General features: G+C 63.6%; 19 protein-coding genes. 6 read left to right on the top strand and 13 right to left on the bottom strand.

From position 1 onward, the window contains the following. Positions 1-11 precede the first annotated feature (11 nt). The gene (locus LB564_RS12845; protein ID WP_140705666.1) at positions 12-299 is read right to left on the bottom strand and encodes a hypothetical protein; all 288 of its coding nucleotides are present in this window, start codon (positions 297-299) and stop codon (positions 12-14) included. Between the two features lie 287 nt (positions 300-586). Between LB564_RS12845 and LB564_RS12840 the strand changes: the two genes are divergently transcribed. From LB564_RS12840 to LB564_RS12825, 4 genes are read left to right on the top strand one after another with little or no spacing between them, the layout of a single operon-like run. Then, positions 587-1,720: an aminomethyltransferase family protein gene (locus LB564_RS12840; RefSeq protein WP_224538115.1), complete on the top strand. Its 1,134-nt coding sequence runs from the start codon at positions 587-589 to the stop codon at positions 1,718-1,720. 42 nt (positions 1,721-1,762) lie between these two features. After that, complete coding sequence (locus LB564_RS12835) at positions 1,763-2,359, top strand: dimethylamine monooxygenase subunit DmmA family protein (RefSeq protein WP_224538114.1); 597 nt, start codon at positions 1,763-1,765, stop codon at positions 2,357-2,359. Continuing rightward, complete coding sequence (locus LB564_RS12830) at positions 2,356-3,321, top strand: PDR/VanB family oxidoreductase (protein WP_224538112.1); 966 nt, start codon at positions 2,356-2,358, stop codon at positions 3,319-3,321. Before LB564_RS12835 ends, LB564_RS12830 begins: the two co-directional genes overlap by 4 nt. A 9-nt stretch (positions 3,322-3,330) precedes the next feature. Then, positions 3,331-4,371, top strand: coding sequence for a heme-dependent oxidative N-demethylase family protein (locus LB564_RS12825; protein ID WP_224538110.1), 1,041 nt, complete (start codon positions 3,331-3,333; stop codon positions 4,369-4,371). A gap of 167 nt (positions 4,372-4,538) precedes the next feature. On the opposite strand, the gene LB564_RS12820 is transcribed toward LB564_RS12825, so the two are convergent. Next, positions 4,539-5,258, bottom strand: a complete 720-nt coding sequence (locus LB564_RS12820) for a helix-turn-helix domain-containing protein (RefSeq protein ID WP_140705676.1) — start codon at positions 5,256-5,258, stop codon at positions 4,539-4,541. Positions 5,259-5,517: 259 nt separating this feature from the next. Between LB564_RS12820 and LB564_RS12815 the strand changes: the two genes are divergently transcribed. Continuing rightward, positions 5,518-6,876, top strand: a complete 1,359-nt coding sequence (locus LB564_RS12815) for an NAD(P)-binding domain-containing protein (RefSeq protein ID WP_224538107.1) — start codon at positions 5,518-5,520, stop codon at positions 6,874-6,876. 19 nt (positions 6,877-6,895) lie between these two features. Here the strand turns inward: LB564_RS12815 and LB564_RS12810 are convergent, their stop codons facing one another. The 7 genes from LB564_RS12810 to LB564_RS12780 all read right to left on the bottom strand — a co-directional run bounded on the left by LB564_RS12810 (position 6,896) and on the right by LB564_RS12780 (position 15,049). Then, positions 6,896-8,875: an ABC transporter permease gene (locus tag LB564_RS12810; protein WP_224538104.1), complete on the bottom strand. Its 1,980-nt coding sequence runs from the start codon at positions 8,873-8,875 to the stop codon at positions 6,896-6,898. Next, the gene (locus tag LB564_RS12805; protein WP_224538102.1) at positions 8,872-9,951 is read right to left on the bottom strand and encodes a glycine betaine/L-proline ABC transporter ATP-binding protein; all 1,080 of its coding nucleotides are present in this window, start codon (positions 9,949-9,951) and stop codon (positions 8,872-8,874) included. Before LB564_RS12805 ends, LB564_RS12810 begins: the two co-directional genes overlap by 4 nt. Before the next feature lie 78 nt (positions 9,952-10,029). Further along, a complete protein-coding gene (locus LB564_RS12800) occupies positions 10,030-11,004 on the bottom strand; it encodes an ABC transporter substrate-binding protein (RefSeq protein WP_224538100.1) in 975 nt (324 codons plus the stop codon). Positions 11,005-11,032: 28 nt separating this feature from the next. Then, complete coding sequence (locus LB564_RS12795; protein WP_224538098.1) at positions 11,033-11,188, bottom strand: hypothetical protein; 156 nt, start codon at positions 11,186-11,188, stop codon at positions 11,033-11,035. A 280-nt stretch (positions 11,189-11,468) separates the two neighbouring features. After that, positions 11,469-12,233 carry an SDR family oxidoreductase gene (locus LB564_RS12790; protein ID WP_224538096.1) on the bottom strand — a complete coding sequence of 255 codons (765 nt, stop codon included), beginning with the start codon at positions 12,231-12,233 and terminating at the stop codon, positions 11,469-11,471. 85 nt (positions 12,234-12,318) lie between these two features. After that, positions 12,319-13,185, bottom strand: coding sequence for a DUF427 domain-containing protein (locus tag LB564_RS12785; RefSeq protein WP_224538093.1), 867 nt, complete (start codon positions 13,183-13,185; stop codon positions 12,319-12,321). Positions 13,186-13,393: 208 nt separating this feature from the next. After that, complete coding sequence (locus tag LB564_RS12780) at positions 13,394-15,049, bottom strand: ABC transporter substrate-binding protein (RefSeq protein WP_224538091.1); 1,656 nt, start codon at positions 15,047-15,049, stop codon at positions 13,394-13,396. Positions 15,050-15,165: 116 nt separating this feature from the next. On the opposite strand from LB564_RS12780, the gene LB564_RS12775 reads away from it, so the two are divergent. Then, positions 15,166-16,068, top strand: a complete 903-nt coding sequence (locus LB564_RS12775; protein ID WP_224538089.1) for a LysR family transcriptional regulator — start codon at positions 15,166-15,168, stop codon at positions 16,066-16,068. Positions 16,069-16,105: 37 nt separating this feature from the next. Here the strand turns inward: LB564_RS12775 and LB564_RS12770 are convergent, their stop codons facing one another. The 4 genes from LB564_RS12770 to LB564_RS12755 are packed head-to-tail and all read right to left on the bottom strand — an operon-like array spanning position 16,106 to position 22,332. Further along, on the bottom strand, positions 16,106-18,148 hold the full coding sequence (locus LB564_RS12770; protein WP_224538087.1) for an ABC transporter ATP-binding protein: 2,043 nt from the start codon (positions 18,146-18,148) through the stop codon (positions 16,106-16,108). Then, positions 18,141-19,019, bottom strand: a complete 879-nt coding sequence (locus LB564_RS12765; protein ID WP_140705694.1) for an ABC transporter permease — start codon at positions 19,017-19,019, stop codon at positions 18,141-18,143. The genes LB564_RS12770 and LB564_RS12765 overlap by 8 nt, the downstream gene beginning before the upstream one ends. Then, positions 19,016-19,969 carry an ABC transporter permease gene (locus tag LB564_RS12760; RefSeq protein ID WP_224538702.1) on the bottom strand — a complete coding sequence of 318 codons (954 nt, stop codon included), beginning with the start codon at positions 19,967-19,969 and terminating at the stop codon, positions 19,016-19,018. The genes LB564_RS12765 and LB564_RS12760 overlap by 4 nt, the downstream gene beginning before the upstream one ends. 2 nt (positions 19,970-19,971) lie before the next feature. Continuing rightward, entirely contained in the window at positions 19,972-22,332 is a 2,361-nt protein-coding gene (locus LB564_RS12755; protein WP_224538700.1) for a molybdopterin guanine dinucleotide-containing S/N-oxide reductase, read from the bottom strand. Positions 22,333-22,356 lie beyond the last annotated feature (24 nt).

The following is a 22,356-nucleotide window of genomic DNA, read 5'->3' as shown; positions in this document are numbered from 1 at the left end:
GTCTGTGCTCCTCAGGCCTTGCGATTGCGGGATGCGTCGGCGTTCTTGATGTCGAGCCCGTAGATGAAGTCCTTGTCTTCCTTGTAGTGCTTGACCATCGCCAGGATGGCCGCGGTGTTGAAGATCAGCACCAAGGCCGCGGCGATCGCCACGACGGCCTTGATGCCGCTATGCGGGATATAGGGCCACGTCATGAAGAGGACGAAGAGGATCGTCGCCCACAGGCAGATGATTAGGAGCGCGGAGCCGCGCACGTCGGAACGGTACAGCGCCTCGATGCGCTGCTGCAGGTCTGACATCGGTTTTCCCCTTCTTTGCCGACGCCCGGTTCCGAATTGACCGCCCGCCGCTCTCTTTCAAGAGAGTAAAATTTTTTTCATAAGCTCCGCCCGAATCCCGGACTTGTCAAGACGAATTTACGTAGAGTTAACCGCTCGCTTCGAGTGAACAATTTTGCCTGACAATGAAATTATTTGCTTCAAGGGGATTGCAGGCCTCCTGCGTTTGCGGTCAATATTCCATCCAAAGCTCCGCCCCCGGGCAAAGGAGCAGGGAACAGCAGGATTTTCGAACGGAGGACGAGCGGATGACGGCATCCTGGAGATTTTCAACCCTGGCGGATCGCCATCGCGCCTTGGGGTCGAAACTCGAAGACTGGAGCGGTATGGGCACCGCCTGGACCTACGACAAGGATGCCGATGAAGAATATGTCGCCATCCGCACCAAGGCCGGGCTGATGGATGTTTCCGGCCTGAAGAAGGTGCACATCACAGGACCGCACGCCTCGCATCTCATCGACCTCGCCACAACACGCGACGTCGAAAAGATCTATCCCGGCAAATCGGCCTATGCCTGCATGCTGAACGAAGCGGGAAAGTTCACCGACGACTGCATCCTCTACCGCACGGGGCCGAATTCCTGGATGGTGGTGCACGGCTCCGGCACCGGCCATGAGGAACTGCAGCGGGCGGCGATGGGCCGGGACGTGTCGCTGCGCTTCGACGACAATCTGCACGATTTGTCGCTGCAGGGGCCAACAGCCGTCGACTATCTGGCCAAGCACGTGCCCGGCATCCGCGACCTCAACTATTTCCACCATATGCAGACGCAGCTGTTCGGCTTCCCCGTCATGATCTCGCGCACCGGCTATACCGGCGAGCGCGGCTACGAGATTTTCTGCCGTGGCCAGGATGCCGGCGCGATCTGGGACAGGATCCTCGACGAGGGCAAGAGCGCCGGCATCATCCCCTGCCGCTTCACCACGCTCGACATGCTGCGCGTCGAAAGCTACCTGCTGTTCTATCCATACGACAATTCCCAAAAGTATCCGTTCGAGAATGAAGGCCCTGGCGACACGCTGTGGGAGCTTGGCCTCGACTTCACCGTCAGCCCCGGCAAGACCGGCTTTCGCGGCGCCGAGGAGCACTATCGCCTGAAAGGCAAGGAGCGCTTCAAAATCTTTGGCGTGCTGCTCGACGGCAAGGAGTCGGCCGATGAAGGCGCGCCGGTCTATCGCGACGGCAAAAAGGTCGGCGTGGTGACCTGCGCCATGTATTCGCCGCTGGTCAAGAAATCGATGGGCATCGCCCGCCTCGATGTCGACTGCGCGGTCAAGGACACCAAGCTCGAAATCCGCAACAAGAGCGGGTCGATCAAAGCGACGGCGCAGCCCTTGCCGTTCGACGATCCCAAGAAGACCAAGCGCACGGCGAAAGGCTGAGGCATAATCGACAGCGAAGGGTTTCAAGGCACGAAGCAGCGAATGGCAGCCAAGACCATCATCAGCCGGCCCATTTACGGAACTCTCTCTCCGCAGCCCGGCAAGCATCATCTGTTTATCGCCGACGCCGAAGGCGCGCTGGCGATTGCCGACATGGCCGCCAGGGCTCCTTCCGGGTTCTTTGACGGGGCCGAAATCGTCTTCATTCCCGGTCCTGACGGCAAATACGTTGCCGCCCTGGAAGCGCTGAAGCCGGCGCAATTTCACATCGCGCCATCCTTCGCCAGCCTGCTGCCGCGTTTGAAGCAGACGCTGACCAACGCCCATATGGGCTTGCGCCTCTATCTCGCAGGCACCGAGGGACTGATCGGGCAGGCCATGCAGGTGGCGCTCGAAGCCGGCATCGACCACACCTCCATGCAGACCGAACATCGCGGCTCGCTGGCCAGGCGCATGCAGTGTGTCCACTGCAAGGGCATCACCGAAAACGTGACGACGCAGCCGGCAACCTGTTCGCATTGTGGCCTGCTGCTGTTGGTACGCGATCACTATTCGAGGCGCCTCGCCGCCTTCCAGGGCGTCTGCATCAATGCCGAGGATCGCTCCGAGATTCCTCCCGTGGAGGAGGCCTTCCCATGAGCACCGGCACCACCAAGCTCGATGTCGTCGTCAGCGATGTCGTTCCGGTCAACGAGCTGGTCACCCGCTTTCATTTCCGCAGGCGCGACGGCGAGCTTTTGCCAACATTTTCCGGCGGCGCTCATGTCGTGGTCGAGATGCGCGACGGCGAGCGCACCAGGCTCAATCCCTATTCGTTGATGGGCTCGCCCCTAGACACGCGCGAATACACCATTTCGGTGCGCCGCGACGATGTCGGCCGCGGCGGCTCGCTGTTCATGCACAGGTCGGTCAAGCCGGGCCTGGAGATGGTGATCAGCTATCCGGTCAATCTTTTCTCGCTCGATCTCAGGGCGAAGAAACATTTGATGCTGGCTGGCGGCATCGGCATCACGCCGTTCATGGCGCAGACCGCGCAACTGGCGGGCGAGGGCGGCAATTTCGAACTGCACTACACCTGCCGCACCGCCTCGCTTGGTACCTATGCCGACGTACTCAGGGAACGCTACGGCCGTCGGGTCCGGCTCTATCACGATGACCTCGAGGAGCGCATCGAGCTCGACCGGCTTCTGTCGTCGCAGCCGCTCGGCACGCATCTCTATGTCTGCGGGCCGGCCGGCATGATCAACTGGGTGCGCGACCGCGCAGCAAGCCTGGGCTGGCCGCCGGAGACCGTACATTTCGAGCATTTCGCGGCGCCCCAGCCCGGCCTGCCGTTCGACGTGACGCTGGCCGTCAGTGGCAAGACCATACGCGTCGGCGAGCAGCAGAGCCTGCTCGAAGCCATCGAGGCCGCCGGCGTCGATCCGCCCTATCTCTGCCGGGGCGGCGTCTGCGGCCAGTGCGAGACCAACGTCATCTCGTGCGACGGCAAGTTCATCCACAACGACCATTGGCTGAGCGAGGAAGAGCACCGTGCCGGCAGGAAGATCATGCCGTGCGTGTCGCGCTTCGAGGGCAAATCATTGGTCCTGGAAAGATAGGAGGCGAGCTTGGGCATCACCTTTCGCAAGGAAAGCTTCCGTGACGACTTCACCTTCAGGAACAGCCCGGAGCACATCAGGCGGTTCCCGTTCCCGTTCCACGAAGACAGCTACATGTACGCGGTCAACATCGAGCCGCATGTCGTTGGCCCGAAGGGCTCGGTGCTGGAGAACCTGATCGACGTCGACGAACACTATGTCGCCGAAATGCAGGACCGCGCGATGGTGCTGGCCGAGGACCCGCTGCGTTGCCAGTCGCTGCCACACATGACGCTGGCCGGCTGGGACCTGCTGGAGCTCTTGATGGAGCAGCAGGCACTGGGCTACCCCGAGCATTTCACGCTGGAGCGAAACGGCGACCGCTGGCGCTGGATCAACCGGCCGCTCGGCATCGACGACACCTTCACCTTCGGCGATACCTCGACGCTGCCTTACGGGCCGATGGAATACATCACCCGCCAGAGCCAGGGCGATTTCTGCATCCTCGACCAGCGCGACGGCAATCTATGGATGGATGCCGGCATGGTCACCACCCAGGCCGACTGGTCGCTCGATTTCGACATCGGCATGAATTTCTTCGAGTGGCATGCGCCGGTGCCGCTGGCGCATGAGAAGGGGATTTTCGTCAGGGCGCTGAAATTCCTCACCAACATCCAGCAAGGCAAGCCGGCACGGCGCCTGAACTGGACGATGACCATCAATCCGCGCCTCGATACCAGCCCCGAAAACTACCACAAATGGGGTCCGGACCGCACGACCGTGACGCCCGAGAATGTCGGCGACAAGGTGCATCTGCGCGTCGAACTGCAGAGCTTCTGGCGACTGCCGCGCTCCAACGGCATCGTCTTCCCGATCCGCTGCTACCTGATCAAGATGGACGAGCTGGTGACGCAGCCGAAATGGGCACGGCGCCTGCATCGCGTCATACGCGACCTGCCGGAGGAACTCGCCACCTACAAGGGCCTGACGCGTTTTCGTCCCACGCTGGTGGAGTGGCTGTCGAAGTTTGATGATGGCAGTGCGACGTCACCCGGGTTTGGGCCGGACTAGGCAGGCCCCCTCATCCGGCCGCTACGCGGCCACCTTCTCCCCGAGGGGAGAAGAGATCGCCAAAGCTGGAGCCAGCTCCTCTCCCCTCGGGGAGAGGTCGGATTGCCCCGAATTGCTCTTTGCAATTCGGTCTTGGCAATCCGGGTGAGGGAGCAGCGGCGGCCCGCCTACCCAGCGCTATTCTGCGGATAACAGATAATCGAGAGATACCGCATCGGCAGTTTTGTCAGCTCTTCCGGCCCATGCGGCGCGTCGGCGTCGAAGAACAGGCTGTCGCCGGGCTTCATCGGATAGAGGTTGCTGCCGTGCCGGTAAACGACCTCGCCTTCCAGCATGTAGAGGAACTCCATGCCCTCGTGCTGGAAGGTCGGGAATACGTCCGAATCCTCGGTCAGCGTGATCAGATAGGGCTCGACCACGACGCCGCTGGTGTTTGACCCGATATGGCCGAGCAGATTGTACTGGTGGCCGGCGCGCGTGCCGCGGCGTTCGACATCGAGGCCCTGGCCGGCCTTGACGAAGACGGCGCTGCGCTCCTCCTCGAAGCGGCGGAAGAAGGCGGTGACCGGCACGCCGAGCGCCCGCGACAGTGCCTGCAAGGTGGTCAGCGACGGCGAGGTGATGCCGTTCTCAATCTTCGACAGCATGCCCAGCGAAATGTCGGTGGCGACAGCCAGATCGGCGACGGTGATGCCGAGCTTCTTTCGGAACGCCCGAACCTCGCGGCCGATCGCGACCTCCAGCACTTTTTCGCGGGTATCGCGAATGGCGTGCGGGTTCTGCGTCAGCGGTGCCCGGATGGTCTTTCCATCGGCCGAAACCTTTGGCTGCGGCTTTGCTTTCGCGGATGCGGGAGCAGTCTTGGAACCGGAATCTGTCTTCGCCATGTCTGTCCGAGCCCTCGAATATTTATTTCACCCTAGGTGAACTTATTCGCTGCCGATATAGGAGCGCAATGGCGACGGCAAGCCATCTTCTGTCGGGCGCGCCGGTCGTTGGAGCGCTGCCTTCGTCGGTTTTTCGCCAGGAATCCGTTGTACACAAACGCGTTCCCGCAGTTGGCTGTTGACAGCACGCAAGGGCTAATTATTGTCCTGTCAGTGAAATTTGTTTCGCTGGGGAAATCAAAAAAGTGGAGGCCCGGAAATGAAAACTCGCGTTGCCGTCATCGGAGCCGGACCGTCCGGCCTGGCACAGCTCAGGGCCTTCAAATCGGCCGCCGACAAGGGCGCCGACATTCCCGAGATCGTCTGTTTCGAGAAACAGTCGGACTGGGGCGGCCTGTGGAACTACACCTGGCGCACCGGCCTCGACGAGCATGGCGATCCCGTGCACGGCTCGATGTACCGCTACCTGTGGTCGAACGGACCGAAGGAGTGCCTGGAATTCGCCGACTACACGTTCGAGGAGCATTTCGGCCGGCCGATAGGTTCCTATCCGCCGCGCGCCGTGCTGTGGGACTATATCAAGGGCCGCGTCGAGAAATCGGGCCTACGCGAATGGGTGCGGTTCAACAGCCCGGTGCGCATGGTCACCTTCTCGGACGAGACGAAGAAGTTCACCGTCACCGCTCATGACCGCGGCAACGACGTCACTTATTCCGAAGAGTTCGACAATGTCGTCGTCGCCTCCGGGCATTTCTCGGTGCCCAACGTGCCCTATTTCGAAGGCTTCTCGACCTTCAACGGCCGTATCCTGCACAGCCACGATTTCCGCGACGCCATGGAGTTCAAGGGCAAGGACATCCTGATCATCGGCCGTTCCTATTCGGCCGAGGACATCGGCTCGCAATGCTACAAATACGGCGCCAAATCCATCACCTCCAGCTACCGCTCGAAGCCGATGGGCTTCAAATGGCCGGAGAACTGGAAAGAGGTGCCGCTGCTGCAGAAAGTCGTCGGCAAGACGGCGCATTTCAAGGACGGCACCACCAAGGACGTCGACGTTATCATCCTGTGCACCGGCTATCTCCATTCCTTCCCGTTCCTGACCGACGATCTGAAGCTCAAGACCGCCAACCGGATGTGGCCGCTGGACCTCTATGAAGGCGTCGTCTGGGAGAAGAACCCAAAACTGTCCTACATCGGCATGCAGGACCAGTTCTACACGTTCAACATGTTCGACGCGCAGGCCTGGTTCGCGCGCGATGTCATCATGGGCCGCATCAAATTGCCCTCCGCCGAGGCGATGGCGGCGCACGGCGCCAAATGGCGGGCGAGGGAAGAGACGCTGGAAGACGCCGAGCAGATGATCTGGTTCCAGGGCGACTACACCAAGGAATTGATGGACCAGACCGACTATCCCGGCTTCGACGTCGAGGCGGTCAACCAGACCTTCATGGAGTGGGAGCACCACAAGGCGGAAGACATAATGAGCTTCCGCGACCATTCCTACCGTTCGCTGATGACGGGCACCATGGCGCCGCTGCACCACACGCCGTGGCTGCAGGCGCTGGACGATACGATGGAGAGTTACCTCGAAGTGAAAAGCGTCGCGGCGGAATAGCCGCGGCGCATCTTCAGGATTACCCCAATCTTGCCCTGGCCTTGGCTGTCCATGCGCTGAACAGCCGGTCGGCGACGATGCCGATGAAGGCGATGGCCAGGCCGGCGACGATGCCGCGGCCGGAATCGGCCTTCGACAGCGCGATGAACACTTCCTGACCGAGATCGCGCGTGCCGACCATGGCGCAGATGATGACCATCGCCAGCGCCATCAGGATGGTTTGGTTCACACCCAGCATGATCTCTGGAAGCGCCAGCGGCAGCTGCACCCGAAAGAAGGTCTGGCGCGGCGTGCAGCCGGACACCTTCGCCGCCTCGATCAGCGCCGGCGGCACCTGCCGGATGCCGTGGTTGGTGTAGCGGATGGCCGGCACCACGGCGAAGGCGACCGTGGCGATCATGGCTGTGACGTCGCCAACCCGGAACAGCATGACCACGGGAATGATGAAGCAGAAGGACGGCAGCACCTGCAGCGTGTCGATGACGGGCGTGATTATCTTCTCGAAACGATCGCTGCGCGCTGCCGCGAGTCCGATCGGGATGCCGATCAGGCAAGCGATGAAGGCCGAGATGCCGCAGAGATAGACCGTCGCCATGGTCTTTTCCCAGAGTCCGGTGACGGCGCAGAAGGCGGTGAGTGCCGCGACAAGTGCGGCCAGCCGCAAGCCTGAGAGCTGGTAGCCGGCAAGGCCGAGCAGGAACACCGCGCCCAGCCACGGAAAGCCCTCGCAAAAGGCGCGTACCGGGTTGAGCACGTTGAGGATCAGCGCGACGCGAAAGGCTTCGATGATGTCGAAGAAGTTGATCGTCACCCAGTTCACCGCCGCCTTCCACAGCGGCGCGGTGGTGAAGGTGACCGCCTTCGGCACCGCCGCGAAGGCCGGCACGAACAGGCCAAGCAGCGTGGTGACGGCAAGGATCGCAATGGCCAGCGTCAGATTGGGATAGCGCCGCCACAAGCCCCTGTTTGCCTGCTGATGGAGATGGCCCTTGGCCTGCTTGTGCGCCATGGCCTGGCTCAGCCGGTCGAGCGCGATGGCCAGTGCGACGATGGCGAGGCCGGCTTCCATGGCTTCGCCGACCTTCAGCGCACGCAGCGCCAGAAGCACGTCATAGCCGAGCCCGCCTGCGCCGATCATCGAGGCGATGATGACCATGTTGAGCGCCAGCATGATCACCTGGTTGACGCCGACCATCAGTGTCGGCCGCGCCGACGGCAACAGGACGCGCCACAGTTTCTGCCGTGCCGTGCAGCCGGCCATGTCGCTGAACTCGCCGATCTCCAACGGCACGCGGTTGAGGCCGAGCATGGTTGCCCGCACCATCGGCGGCGTGGCGAAGATGGCGGTGGCGATCATCGCCGAGACCGGGCTGTTGCCGAACAGGAGCAGCATCGGGATGAGATAGGCGAAGGTCGGGATCGTCTGCATCAAGTCGAGGGCAGGGGAGACGACGAGCCGCTCCGCCCACGGCTTGCGCCATGCCCAGATGCCGGCGAACAGCCCGGTGAGAATACAGAACGGCACCGCGATCGAGATCAGCGCCAGGGTCAGCATGGCGCTGGTCCATTGGCCGAACAGCGCGATGTAGAGGAAACAGCCGCCGACCAGCAGGCTCAGCTTTCGGCCGCCCACGGCATGCCCGGCGAGGAACGCGACGGCGCAGACGCCGACCCAGGACAGGCGCGGCAAGACATAGGCGTCCACGCCATGGCCGAACTTGAAATTCTTGGCCAAGAGATTGAGCGCGAAATCGAGCGGCACGCCGAGCACCGTGGTGATCGAACGCGTCAGCCACGACAGGTTCGACTTGATCCAGCCCATCAGCGCGCTGACCCAGTCGGCGACGGGCACGACAGCCTCGGCCGGATAGTTGACAGCCCAGGGCAGCCTGTCCTGCAGCATGAACACCACCAGCACGGCGGCCAGTGCCAGGATCCAGATCAGCAGCCAACGCTGAACCGGCGGCCTTGCCTGGCTGGCGCTTGCCGTCACCGTCATGCGCCGGCTCTTGGCTTGTCGATGCCGGCCAGCAGCCCGATCACGGCTTGTGGCGTCACCTCGCCGATCGGCTTGCCGCTGCCGTTGACCACGGCGAATGGTTTGCCGGCGGCAACGATGCTGGCGGAAAAACTTGATATCTTGGCCTCGGGCGCCACCGTGCCGCCATGCTCGGCGCCGTCGCAGGTGCGCATCAGGCTGCGCGCCGAAATCACCTTGGCGCGGTCGACGTCGCGGGTGAATTCGGCGACATAGTCGGTCGCCGGATTGACCACCAGTTGCTCCGGCGTGCCGATCTGGATGACCTCGCCGTCCTTCATGATGGCGATGCGGTCAGCCAGCCTGATCGCCTCGTCGAAATCATGAGTGATGAAAACGATGGTCTTGTGCAGCATGGTCTGCAGCCGCATCAGCTCATCCTGCATCTCGCGGCGGATCAATGGATCGAGCGCCGAGAACGGCTCGTCGAGAAACCAGATTTCCGGCTTGGTGGCGAGGCTGCGGGCGATGCCGACACGCTGCTGCTGGCCGCCCGACAATTCGCGCGGATAGAAATGCTCGCGCCCGCGCAGGCCGACGAGTTCGATGACTTCCCGGGCGCGCGCCTCGCGTGTCGAACGGTCCTGTCCCTGGATGCTGAGCGGGAAGGCGATGTTGTCGAGCACGTTGAGATGCGGCAGCAAGGCGAAATTCTGGAACACCATGCCCATGCGGTGACGCCTGAGCTCGATCAGCGCGGCATCGGAAATCTTCAGCAGATCCTTGCCTTCGAACTCGACCTTGCCATGGGTCGGCTCGACCAGCCGTGACATGCAACGCACCAGCGTCGACTTGCCGGAGCCGGAGAGACCCATGATGATGAAGATCTCGCCCTGGCGGATTTCGAGGTCGACGGCGCGCACGGCCCCGACCAGACCGGCCGCGGTCACATCCGCCATGCTGGCCTTGCCATCGCGCTCGCGGATGAAATTGGCGGCGTTCGCTCCGAACAGCTTCCACACATTGCGGCAGGCAAGTTTGACAGGGCGGGCGTCCGTGCCCGGTTGCACCGCCCGCTGTTCAATCGCTTCCGTCATTCAGTCGTCCTTCTGGAGCATCAAGAGTTGAGACCCGGCTGGCCAACAGCCGGGTCTCGCGTTTTCCAGTCGGAGCGATCACTGCGCCCAGGCTTTCCAGTCTGCCTCATGGGCGGCGATCCAGGCGGCGGCGACGTCTTCCGGCGTCTTGCCGTCGAGGTCGATCTCGCCGCTCATCTTGTTGAGCTCGTCGGTGTCGATCGTGTAGGCCTTGGCCACCTTGTAGGCGACAGGCCATTTGTCCTTCATGCCGTTCCAGGCATATTTCCAGATCTCGCCATGTGGCTTGCCGCAGTCATATTTGGCGTCGGGGTTCACGCCCCATTTCGGGTCGTTGTAGCATTCGGGCGTGTATTCGGGGAACTGCACCCATTCGCCCTTGTATTTTGCAGGCGCCCAATGCGGCGAATAGATCCACAGCATGATCGGCGCCTTGCGCTGATAGGCGGAATCGAGTTCGGCGAACATCGCCGCGTCGGTGCCGGCATGGATGACGGTGAAGGGCAGTTTCAGGGCCGCTACACGCTCGTCGTCAAAGCCTTCCCAGGTCACCGGCCCGCCGAGATAACGCCCCTTCGGCGCCGTCTCGGCGGTCGAGAAGGCCTCAGCGCATTTCGGATCCTTCAGGGCTTCCCAATTGGGCAGGCCGGGGCACTTTTCCTTCATATATTCGGGAAACCACCATTCTTCCTTGGCTTTCGGACCGAGCTTGCCAAGCCGCTCGGTCTGGCCAGTGGCGTCGGAGGCTTTCATTGCCTCGCCGGCGGTGGTGTCCCAGAACTCCAGGCCGACATCGATGTCACCATTGGTGAGGCCGGTGGTCAGGCTGGAGAGGTAATCGGCGGTCGGGTATTCGACGGTGTAGCCGAGCTTTTCCAGGATGCCGCCGAGGATCTTGGCGTTGAGGTTGACGCTGGTCCAGTCGAACAGCGCGATCTTGATCGGGTCGTTGGATTCAGGCGCCGCTGCCTGCGCTGTCGGCGTCATGGCACTTGCCGCGGCAAGTGCAAAAGCTCCCATTGAGAATTTCGAAATCACACTGCGAAATGGCATTGCTTGGTTCTCCTTCAAGCTGTGACGGTTACTGGTCGTTCCCTTCTTGCGTCTTTTCTTGATTGTGTTGGAAAGGCTGGCTGTTGCGCAAGGCTGTTGTCGCCCGGGCGCCGCCAGGCGCGGCACGGGCGTGTTGATGCTCGATTTCGGTGATGACGGATGCTGCCTGGGCGGCCAGTCTCATGGCCGATGGATCGCCGCGATAGCGATCATCCGCGGATCGATTGCCAGTCCTGCGGCGCCCTGCAAGGTGCGAGCCATCAAGGTCCCATGATCCCGAGCATTCCGGCGGAAGTGCTTCCGGCCAGCGGCTTGGCAAGCCCCATCTCGCCAAGGCCGTTTCATGGGATGAAATTATATATACCAACGTTCATGCCGCGCAACGACTAACGCTACGTTCGCGCCGTAATTTCAGACTGCGGGCCAAGTGGGCCGGCACCGGCGGGACATGGCTCGCATCCCTGTTACCAGCAGACGTAGCCGCCATCGACGATCAGGTCGAGGCCGGTGACGAAGCTCGAGGCGCGGCTGGCCAGGAACACGGTCGGTCCGACCATCTCTTCTGGCGCCGCCATGCGTCCCATCGGCGTATCGCGCTTGAAGATCTTTATCTGTTCGGCCACCTCCGGCCGCTTGTTCATCGGCGTCAGCGTGTAACCGGGGCTGACGACGTTGACGCGCAGCCCACGATCGGCCCACTCCATGGCGAGGCTCTTCGACATATGAATGACGGCTGCCTTCGAGGAATTGTAGTGCGCCTGCGTCAGCCCGCGATTGACGATGGTGCCCGACATCGAGGCGATGTTGATGATCGACCCCTTGCCGCGCGCCAGCATCTTGCGCGCCTCGGCCTGGCAGGACAGGAACACGCCGGCGACATTGACCTCGTGCACCTTCCGCCACGTCTCCAGCGACAGTGTCTCCGCCGGTTCGGAGCCGGCAATCCCGGCATTGTTGACGGCAACCGTCAAAGCACCGAGTTCGGCTTCCACGCGATCGATGGCGGCAGCCAGATCGTCCTCCGACGTCACCGTACCGGTTAGCATCAGCGCGCGGCGGCCGAGTGCCGTGATCCGGTGGGCGGTTTCGTCCAGCCCGCCCTTCGACGCATGGCCGAAACAGGCGACATCGGCGCCGGCCTCGGCCAGCCCGATCGCGATTGCCTGGCCAATGCCGCTGCCGGCTCCGGTGACCAGCGCGACATCGCCGTCGAGTTTGAAAAGATCCATCGATAGCCCCTCCCTGGGTCCGGGGAAGGTATGCGCTACCCAATGCCTCGATCAAGCCACCACGCGCCTGACCGGTATCGTCCGTTCAGAAGTATCCGTCGGAGGCGGCCGTGGCTTCCTTCGGGATTTCGACGCCGTCGACCAGGATCTTGTCGACCAGTTCGTGGTGGAAGCAGACCAGGCCCTTGATGCGCTCCGCTTCGTGCACGGGTTCGGGATAATACCAGACCATGTTCTCGTGGCGCTTTTTCGCCGTCGTCACGTGATAGTAGTTGGAGATGCCCTTGTAGGGGCAGCGCGAAATGTAGCGGCTTGGCGAAAACATATCGAGCCGCGTGTCGGAAATCGGCAGGTAGTGGCGCACTGGATGGCCGGTCTCGAACAGGAACACGCCACGCCGTGAGTCGGCGACCTGCTCGCCGTCGAGGATGACCTGCACTCGCCGCGAGGAGGGCAGGCAGTCGACGCGGCGGAACGGATCGCGGGCGTGGACGAAGATCTCCTCGTCTTCCTCGAACCAGTGGCCCATCTTGCTCCACACGAACGACATGTAGCCCGAGATCGGCGGGCAACCCTTGACGGGATCGAGATAGCGCCATGCGCCATCCTCGACCAAGGTGATGCCTGTATTCAGCGAGTAGTGCGTGGCGACGCCCTTGTATGGATCTTCCGTCGTCGTCTTCGAGGGCAGCAGGAATTCCTCGCGCACGTCCTCGATCGGGAAATAGTAGACCGGCAGATGGTCGGATTCGTACAGCACCAGCGCCCTGGTGGTGTCGGCGACGGTCATCGATCCCACCTGCACCCGCAGTCGCTTCAACGACGGCATGGTGAAGGCGACATAGCCAGGCTCGAACTCGTACTGGACGATCTGGTCGAGCACGGGGAAATGCGGTCCGCGACCGCGCAGGTGAGGCTTGCGAATGGTAGTCTCCCGTTTCTTGTCTTTCATGGCCGGATTTCGGCGCATGGCTAGGGCGATATGAGGCCGGGCCGAGGGCCGGGCAGGGCTTCCGGGCGGCGGGCGTCGCCGGCATCGAGCCGCTGGAACGATGGCCCCCCATCGTTCGTCGCGGCCCTGCTGCCGGATAGCCTCACCGCCCGAAACACGGAACCGTCCGATCTGGCCTCCGCCCGTTCGAGCATGATCTCAGCAGCCTCTATCCCAGCGACACACGATCGAGCAGCAGCCCGGCGGCGATCGGCGGCAGGCCGCTGACATTCTTGCGCACCGGCACCAGAAGATCGGGGAAGTAGCTGAAGATCACCGGTGTCTCGTCGAGCAGCAGATTCTGGATGTCGGAGGCCGCCGCGCGCTGAGCGCCGATGTCGAGCGCCTTGAGATAGCTCGTCACCATGCCATCATAGGCAGGGCTCTTGAAATGCGCCGCGTTCCACGGGCCGTCGCTGACCAGCGGGCTCTTCAAAAAGACATTCGGCACGGAGCGATGCGCGTAGTCGGTGATCCCCAACGGGCTGTCCAGCCAATCCGACTGGCCGAACACCGCCTTGCCGTAATATTTGTCCTGGTCCTCGATGTTCAGCGAGATGCGGGCGCCGATCTCCTTGGCGAAATTCTGGAACAGTTGCGCATAGGCTGGAATGTCGGAATAGCGCAGCGTCGTCAGCGTGATATCGAAACCATTGGCCAGACCCGCGGCCTCCATCAGCTGCTTGGCCTTGGCGATGTCCTGCGCGCGCTGCGGCACCGATTTGTCGGTGGCCGGGAAAGCCGGCGCGAACGGGCTGTCATTGCCGGTCGCCGCCATGCCGCGGCACAGTCCGTCGACCAGCTTGGAGCGGTCGATGCTGAGCGCCAGCGCCTGGCGCACGCGCTTGTCGGTGAACGGCGCCATGTCGCAGCGCATGTGAAGCTGGCGGTGCGCGGTCGAGGCGACCCGCAGCACCGTGATGTCGGGGCTGTTCAGCACCACCTGGCTGACATCGAGCGGCACGGCGTCGAGAATGTCGACCTCTCCGGCCTGCAGCGCCAGGATGCGCGGCTGCACGTCACCATAGAACTTGAACTCGAGCCGGTCAGGCAGCGCCTTCTCACCCCAATAGTCCTCATTACGCACGAAGGTCGCGCCGACTTTCGGCGTATAGCTCTCCATCCGGAACGGCCCGGTGCCTTCGAAGGTCTTTTCGTAGTCGCCCTTGTAGCTCGCCGGCAGGATGACGGCGTTGTAGTTGTCGATCGACACCGAATAGGGAAAGCTGCCGTTCGGCGCGTCGAGATGGAAGGCGACGGTATGATCGTCGACTTTCCGGGCGCCACCCTTCGACAGCAGGCCCTTGAACACCGACAGCGCGTTGGATGCGCCGTTCGGGTCGGCCAGCCGGTCGAAGGTGGCGACGACGTCGTCGGCCCTGAAGTCCTCGCCATTGTGGAATTTCACGCCCTTGCGCAGCTTGAAGGTCCACACGCTGCCGTCTTCGTTGGGCGACCAGCTTTCCGCCAGCACCGGTTTCAGGGTCAGGTCCGGCTGGGTGATGCAGAGGAATTCGGCAGTCTGGAAGACCAGTTGATAGCTGCCGCTGTCATAGAAGGTGACGGGGTCGATGGCGCCGCCCGGCGTGGCGACGCCCGCGCGCACCGTGCCGCCCGGCTTGCCTTCGGCGCGGGCCTCTTGCGTGGAGAACCCCGCCGCTCCCAGAATGCCACCAAGGAACGGCAGCGAAAGGCCAAGCACGCTGCCATGGCGCAGGAAATCGCGCCGGTCGAGCCTGCCGGCCAGCAATTCGTCGACAGCGGAATTTTCGATTGCGGTCAGGCTTTTGCGGGCGGCGTCAATCGTCACGAAATGCCTTGGCATGGCTGCATTCCTCGCTTGCCCGTGGGAGATCGGCCATTTAGGGCATTGTTGACCGCGACCGGAAAGCGATATTTTTTGATAGGGTCCATCGAAATTTTCGATGGAGGAGTGATGGCATGGATACCGAAAACCTGCGCAGCTTCCTCGAGGTCGCCGAACATGGCAGCTTCACTGTCGCCGCCAATCGGCTCAATCTCGCGCAGTCCACCGTCAGCGCCCGAATAAGGGGGCTGGAGGAGCAGTTGGGGCGAAGGCTTTTCGTCAGGGATCACGATGGCGTCTCGCTGACGCCGGCCGGCCGGCAGTTCCTGCCGCACGCTTCCTCCATCACCCGCACCTGGGAACAATCGAGGCAGGACATCGCCGTTCCCGATGGCTATGAAACGCTTCTGCGCTTCACCGCCCCTGCCTATCTCTGGGAGCGCATGACCTCGCCATGGGTCGAGTGGATGCGCGCCAGAAGGCCGAACGTGGCGCTGCGGCTGGAAGGAAGTTTTCCAGACCAGGCAATCGACCAACTGGCGGAAGGCCTGCTCGACATTTGCATCCTCTATCTGCCGCGGCCGCATCCCGGCATCGTCTATGAGACGCTCGCCGTCGACCAGGTAGTGCTCGTCCAGCATGCCGCGCAGACCAGGCCCTGGACCGAGAACTACATCCTGATGGACTGGGGGCTCGAATTCCGCATCGAGCATGACCGGGCCTTCGCGGGCATGGTCAAACCGGCCATCTCGGCCGGACTGGTCTTCATCGGCCTGCAGCATCTCCTGTCGCAGCACGCCGCCGCCTATCTGCCGCTCAGCGCCGTCAGCGGCCATATCGAGCGCGGTGAAATGAGACGCATCGACAACACGCCGGTGTTCCGGAGGCCGATCTATCTTGCCTATCCCTCGAACCCGGTCTCGTCGGATGTGCTCGATGTTGCTTTGACCGGGCTGCGCACGCTGGCCAGGGACTGGACGGAAGGTCAGGGGTTTTCGGAAGGCGACCGTTCCCTGGGCATCGCCGGCCAAGTGTAACCGGCCAGGCAAATGCGGTCACCCATGCGGTGTCTCGCTATGCCGGTTCGGCCACGGCTGCCTTCTGCAGCCGCGCCAGTTCGGCATAGGGAATGTGGCAGCGGATCGAATGTCCAGGCTGCGCCTCGGCCAGCGGTGGCTCCTGCTGTTCGCAGATCGGTCCGATCTTGCGCGGGCAGCGTGTGTGGAAGACGCAGCCCGAGGGCGGGTTGACGGCGCTGGGGATTTCCCCATCGAGCCGGATGCGCGCCGTCTCGGTCTGGTCGAGCTTGGGCACGGCCGAAAGCAGCGCCTCGGTGTAGGGGTGATGCGGCCCGGAAAACACTGCTTCCGACGGCCCGATCTCCATGATGCGGCCGAGATAGAGCACGGCGATCTTGTCGGAGAGGTAACGCACCACGCCGAGGTCGTGCGAGATGAAGATGTAGCTGACGTCTTCCTTCGACTGCAGGTCGGCAAGCAAATTGAGGATCGCCGCCTGGACGGAGACGTCGAGCGCCGAGGTCGGTTCGTCGCAGACGACGATGCGCGGATCGCCGGCGAAGGCGCGCGCGATGGCGACGCGCTGCTTCAGCCCGCCCGACAGCTGGCGCGGCTTGACCGCGAGATGCCGGTCGGTGAGCCGCACCGAGCGGACGAGGTCGTCGAGGCGCGCTTCCCGCGCCTTGCCGGAGAGGCCAGCCAGCCGCTTCAAGGCGCGGCCGAGAATGTGGCGGATCGAGTGCGAACGGTTAAGCGCGGAGTCCGGGTTCTGGAAGACGATCTGCATCGCCTTGACCTGGTCGTCGCCACGGTTCTCCAGCTTCGGCGCAAGCGCCTTGCCCTCGAGCTCGATGGTGCCGCCGGCGTCCGGTGGCACCAGGCCGAGCAGGAGCCTGGCGAAAGTGGTCTTCCCCGAGCCGGATTCCCCGACCAGCCCCAACGTCTCGCCGGGCCCGAGATCGAGCGAAACGTCCTTGACGGCGCGCAAGGGATAGCCATGGCTGGCATAGGTCTTGTTCAGCCCGGCGACGCGCAGCACCGGCGCCGTTGCCGGCTTTGGTGCGGTGGCCACGTCCGCGGGCGTTGCGCGAGGCAGGGCCTGCGCCTGGTCGTGATAGTGGCAGCGCGATAGCCGCCTCCCGCGCTCGTCGGTGAGATCGTAGAGCGGCGGCAACTCCGTGCGGCAGCGCTCGGTGGCCAGCGCGCAACGGTCGGCGAAGGCGCAGCCCTTGATGACGGTGCCGATGCCGGGCAGGAAGCCCGGAATGGTGTCGAGCCGGCCCTGGTCCTTGCGCTGGCCGCCGCGCGGCAGGCAGCGCAGCAGCGCCACCGTATAAGGGTGGCGCGGATCGTTGAAGACGACGTCGGTCGGCCCTTCCTCGACCAGCATGCCGGCATAGAGCACGCCGACCCGGTCGCACATGTTGGAGACGACGGCGAGGTTGTGGCTGATGAACAGGATCGAGGCCGAGAGTTCCTGCCGCAGTTGCGCGATGAGGTCGAGCACCTCGGCCTCGACGGTCGCGTCCAGCCCGGTGGTCGGTTCGTCGAGGATCAGCATCGAAGGGTCATTGGCCAGCGCCATGGCGATCGCCACACGCTGCTGCATGCCACCGGAGAGCTGGTGCGGGTAGCGCTGCATGACGCTTGGCGGATCGGAGATGCGCACGCGGTTCAACATGGCAATGGCGCGATCGGTGGCCGCTTGGCCGGAAACGTCGGCAAGCTCGAAAATCTCGGTCAGTTGGCGGCCGATGCGGATCGACGGATTCAGCGCCTTGCCCGGATCCTGATAGACCATGGAGACGCTTTCGGCGCGGGCGCGCCGCAGCGCCTCGGCATCTAGCTTCATGACATCCTGGCCGTCGAGCGCGATGGCACCGCCTGATATCGAGCCATTGCGCGGGAGATAGCGCACCACGGCGAGCGCGGCTGTCGACTTGCCGCAGCCGGATTCGCCGACCAGCCCATAGGCCTCGCCCTGGCCGATGGTGAGGCTGAGATTGCGCAGCACCGCCCGGTTTCGGCCGCCGACGCGGTAGGCGACAGACAGGTCGCTGAGTTCCAATGCGTTCCTTGCCTTGGCGGGTTCAGTCATTGAACGCTCCATGCACGCCGTCGGCGGCCAGATTGACGCCGATCACCAGCGAGGCGATGGCGAGTGCGTCAAACAGCACCGTCCACCAGAAGCCGCCGCCGATCATGCCGTAATTCGAGGAGATGGAGAGCCCCCAGTCCGGAGACGGCGGCTGGATGCCGAAGCCCATGAAGGACAGCGTGGCGACGGCGAAGATGGCGTAGCCGAGCCGCACCGTGGTCTCGACCAGGATCGGCGGGATGACGTTGGGCAGGATCTCGACGAACATCGTATGAAGCGCGTTCTCATGTCTGAGTTGTGCGGCAGCGACATAGTCGAGTTCGCGCTCGGCCAGCACCGCCGAGCGCACGGTGCGCGCGATGATCGGCGCGAAGCTGAGGCCGATGACGACGATGACGGTGGTCTTGGAGGTGCCGAGCGCAACGATGGCGAGCAGCGCCACGATGACCACGGGGATGGCCATGAAGGCTTCCAGGATGCGGCTGACGACATCGTCGACCAGTCCGCGAAAGTAGCCCGTTAGCAAGCCGAGCGCGGTGCCCGCGACCGTCGCCAGCAAGGTCGCCAGCGGCGCGACGGTGAGGATATCGCGCGAGCCGACGATGACGCGCGAGAAGACGTCGCGGCCGATCTGGTCGGTGCCGAACCAGTGTTCGCGCGAAGGCGGCGCCAGCGCGTTGATGATGTCGTCGGCGAGCGGATCGTAGGGGACAAAATGTTCGCCAAACAGGGCGCAGACAACCCAGAACAGCACGATGGCTATGCCGACGAGGAAGGTTCGCGAGCGCAGCAGCGAGAACAGGACCTCGGCCAGCGGGCCGCGGCGCCGCGTGTCGTCCTGTGCGGGGGAGGGGGTCTGAACGGCGCTCATTGGTCTGACCCCAGCCGGATGCGCGGATTGAGCACGGAATAGAGGAAGTCGGCGACCAATGTCGCCACGGCATAGACGATGCCGATGGTGAGGATGCCTGATTCCAGCATCGGAAAATCCTTGCCGCGCGCGGCGGTGAAGATCAGTGAGCCGATGCCCTGGTAACGGAACAGCGTCTCGATCACGACGAGACCGCCGATGAGGTAACCGGTCTGGGTGGCGATGACGGTGATGGTCGGCAGCAGCGCATTTCGCAGCACGTGGCGCCAGATCACCGTGCGCCACGGCAGCCCTTTCAGCACCGCGGTCCGCGTATAGTCGGAATCGAGCGCCTCGATCATGCCCGAACGCGCCATGCGCGCGATATAGCCGAACAGCACCAGGAACAGCGGCAGGGCCGGCAGGATGAGGTAATAGAGCTGGGTGAAGAAGCCGGCGTCCTTCGGCCATGCCGCCGAGATCGGCAGCCAGCGCAGCCACACACCGAAGATCAGGATCAGGATGATGCCGGTGACGAATTCCGGCAGTACCGTCACCGACAGGCCGCCGAGGCTGATGATGCGGTCGAGCGGGCGGTTGAGGTTGAGCGCGGCAATCACACCGCCCAGGATGCCGATCGGCACCACCAGCACGAAGGCGACGGCCGCCAGCTTCATCGAATTGCCGAGCGCATCGATGACGAACGGCGCCACCGGCGAGCGGAAGATATAGGAGGTGCCCATGTCACCCTGGACGAAATTGGAAATCCAGCTCCAGTACTGGGTGAGAAGCGGGCGATCGACGCCGAGCGTGTGATTGAGCGCGTCGACCGCGCGCTGGTCGGCGAACGGTCCCAGGATCGCGCGCCCGACATTGCCGGGCAGGACCTGGCCACCCAGGAACACCATCACGCTGAGCAGGAACAGCGTCACCAGCGACAGCGAGACACGCCGGGCAAAGAAGGAGAGAATGGCTAGGCCTCCTTATGGTGGGGCTGGGGTTCGGACATGCCGGACACGTCGGCTAAACACACTGTGGCAGGTGGATCGAATGCTGTCACCGTTGGAACGGCGCCGTCAAATCGCGACACCTCGACCAGCGTCGAATTGCAGGTCGGCGATTGCGCAAGGCGCGATGTGCCTCGGTCGGCTGTCAGGACATTCGGATTGCCATGCTTTTCCAGGCTGTGCGGCCGTCCAGGCTCCGACGGATCGAACCAGGCACCCGTGGGCAACTGGACGACGCCCGGCATCAAGCCGTCCGTCAGCACGGCACCCGCAAGGCAGGAGCCGCGCTCGTTGAAGACGCGAACGACCGCTCCGTCCACGATGCCACGTGCCGCGGCATCCGCCGGATTGATCCACAGCGGTGCGCGGCCCGACACCTTGCCGGCGCGGCTGACCGAGCCATGATCGTGCTGGCTGTGCAGCTTGTCGGCCGGCTGCGGGGACAAGAGATGCAGTGGAAACCGGCCGGCAAGATCGCTTCCCAACCATTCCCGTGGTTCTCGCCACACGGCATGGCCAGGGCAGTCGTCATAGCCGAACGTTTTGATCGTGTCGGAGAAGAGTTCTATGCGGCCTGACGGCGTCGCCAGCCGGTGCCGCTCCGGGTCGGCGCGGAAGGCGCCAAGCAAGGTCTGCGACGTGACCTGGCGGACAAGATCGGCGTGGCCGTCCTGCCAGAAACGGTCGAAGGACGGCATCTCGACCCCGGCCGTGGCGGCAACTCCCCGGGCCTGCTCGTAAAGCAGCCGGATCCATTCGCCGGCATTGCGCCCTTCGGTGAAGGTTTCGCTGGTGCCGAGCCGCGCCGACAGAGCGGCGAAGATGGCGAAATCGTCGCGCGCCTCCCCGACGGGTCCGATCGCCTGCTTCATGGCGACGACCAGGTTTTCCCGGTTCGATAAGGCGAGGTCGTTCCGCTCCAGCGGCGTGGTGACCGGCAGCACGATGTCGGCATGGCGCGCTGTCGCCGTCCAGAAGGGTTCATGGACGATGACCGTTTCGGGACGTTGCCATGCCTCGACCAGGCGGTTCAGGTCCTGATGGTGATGGAATGGATTGCCGCCCGCCCAATAGACCAGCCTGGTGTCGGGGTAGGTCATCGCGGCGCCGTTGAATTCGAAAGCGCCGCCAGGATCGAGCAGCATGTCGGCCACGCGCGCGACCGGAATGAAGTCCGGCACCTGGTTCTTGCCTTGCGGCAGGGACGGCCAGCGGAACCCCATCTCCGGCCTGCCGGCGCCGTTTGTCGACGAATAGCCGAAGCCAAATCCGCCACCCGGCAATCCGATCTGTCCGAGCAGGGCGGCAAGCGTGATCGCCGCCCAGTAGGGCTGCTCGCCATGGTCGGCGCGCTGCAGCGACCAGCTGACCATCAGCATCGTGCGTTTGGCGGCCATCTCCCTGGCCAGGACGAGCATTGTCGCCTCGGCGACGCCGCTCAGCGCGGCAGCCCAGGCAGGGTCCTTCGGCTGGCCGTCGGTTTCACCCATGACATAGGCCCGCACCGCCTCGAAGCCCGTGCAGTAGCGAGCCAGGAACGCCTCGTCATGGCGGCCTTCGCTGATGAGGACGTGGCACAGGGCAAGCATCAGGGCGGTGTCGCTGTTCGGCCGCAGCCGCAGCCATTCGGTCTCGACGCCGCGCGGCGCGTCGTCGCGCACCGGTGAAACATTGATCAGCCGGGCGCCGTTGCCGACCGCGTTGCGCAAGGCCGCCGCCGCCTCGTGACGGGCCGCGCCGCCACCCTGGATCTGCGCGTTGCGCCAGGGCAGGCCGCCAAAGGCGACGATCAGTTCGCTATGTCGTTCGATCCCGTCCCAGGTGGAATGATTGCCCGTCAGGCCGTCCGTCCCGCCAAGCACATGCGGCAGGATGACCTCGGCCGCGCCGTAGGAATAGCTGAGCACCGAGCTCGTATAGCCGCCAATCGTGTTGAGGAAGCGATGGACCTGGCTTTGCGCGTGATGGAATCGCCCCGCGCTCGCCCATCCATAGGAACCGGCATAGATCGCGGCATTTCCGTGCTCGACGCGGACACGCTCCAGTTCCGCCGCCACGATATCGAGCGCGGTTTCCCAAGGGATTTCGACAAAAGCCTCGCCGCCGCGCCTGCCCGTGGGTTTGGACCTGCCACCCTCCAGCCAGCCGCGCCTGATGGCCGGGCGGGACACGCGCAGGTCGCCTTGTACCGTGTCGAGCATGGACTTGCCGATCGGCGAAGGATCGGGGTCGCCGCTCCACGGGTCGATGCCGACAAGCTTGCCGTTCTCGGCGCGGACTTCGTAGGTCCCCCAATGCATGGTGGTGAGCAGCGTCTCGGACTCCATGGGACGGGTCAACGATAGCTCGTC

The sequence above is a fragment of the Mesorhizobium sp. ES1-6 genome (assembly GCF_020164775.1).
Classification (GTDB): domain Bacteria; phylum Pseudomonadota; class Alphaproteobacteria; order Rhizobiales; family Rhizobiaceae; genus Mesorhizobium.
This window is presented reverse-complemented; position numbering and strand designations above follow the sequence as displayed.

Coding starts and splice junctions, on each gene's coding strand:
- LB564_RS12845 (WP_140705666.1), bottom strand. CDS start 299: ATGTCAGACCTGCAGCAGCGCATCGAGGCGCTGTACCGTTCCGACGTG.
- LB564_RS12840 (WP_224538115.1), top strand. CDS start 587: ATGACGGCATCCTGGAGATTTTCAACCCTGGCGGATCGCCATCGCGCC.
- LB564_RS12835 (WP_224538114.1), top strand. CDS start 1,763: ATGGCAGCCAAGACCATCATCAGCCGGCCCATTTACGGAACTCTCTCT.
- LB564_RS12830 (WP_224538112.1), top strand. CDS start 2,356: ATGAGCACCGGCACCACCAAGCTCGATGTCGTCGTCAGCGATGTCGTT.
- LB564_RS12820 (WP_140705676.1), bottom strand. CDS start 5,258: ATGGCGAAGACAGATTCCGGTTCCAAGACTGCTCCCGCATCCGCGAAA.
- LB564_RS12815 (WP_224538107.1), top strand. CDS start 5,518: ATGAAAACTCGCGTTGCCGTCATCGGAGCCGGACCGTCCGGCCTGGCA.
- LB564_RS12810 (WP_224538104.1), bottom strand. CDS start 8,875: ATGACGGTGACGGCAAGCGCCAGCCAGGCAAGGCCGCCGGTTCAGCGT.
- LB564_RS12805 (WP_224538102.1), bottom strand. CDS start 9,951: ATGACGGAAGCGATTGAACAGCGGGCGGTGCAACCGGGCACGGACGCC.
- LB564_RS12800 (WP_224538100.1), bottom strand. CDS start 11,004: ATGCCATTTCGCAGTGTGATTTCGAAATTCTCAATGGGAGCTTTTGCA.
- LB564_RS12795 (WP_224538098.1), bottom strand. CDS start 11,188: ATGAGACTGGCCGCCCAGGCAGCATCCGTCATCACCGAAATCGAGCAT.
- LB564_RS12790 (WP_224538096.1), bottom strand. CDS start 12,233: ATGGATCTTTTCAAACTCGACGGCGATGTCGCGCTGGTCACCGGAGCC.
- LB564_RS12785 (WP_224538093.1), bottom strand. CDS start 13,185: ATGAAAGACAAGAAACGGGAGACTACCATTCGCAAGCCTCACCTGCGC.
- LB564_RS12780 (WP_224538091.1), bottom strand. CDS start 15,049: ATGCCAAGGCATTTCGTGACGATTGACGCCGCCCGCAAAAGCCTGACC.
- LB564_RS12775 (WP_224538089.1), top strand. CDS start 15,166: ATGGATACCGAAAACCTGCGCAGCTTCCTCGAGGTCGCCGAACATGGC.
- LB564_RS12770 (WP_224538087.1), bottom strand. CDS start 18,148: ATGACTGAACCCGCCAAGGCAAGGAACGCATTGGAACTCAGCGACCTG.
- LB564_RS12765 (WP_140705694.1), bottom strand. CDS start 19,019: ATGAGCGCCGTTCAGACCCCCTCCCCCGCACAGGACGACACGCGGCGC.
- LB564_RS12755 (WP_224538700.1), bottom strand. CDS start 22,332: ATGGAGTCCGAGACGCTGCTCACCACCATGCATTGGGGGACCTACGAA.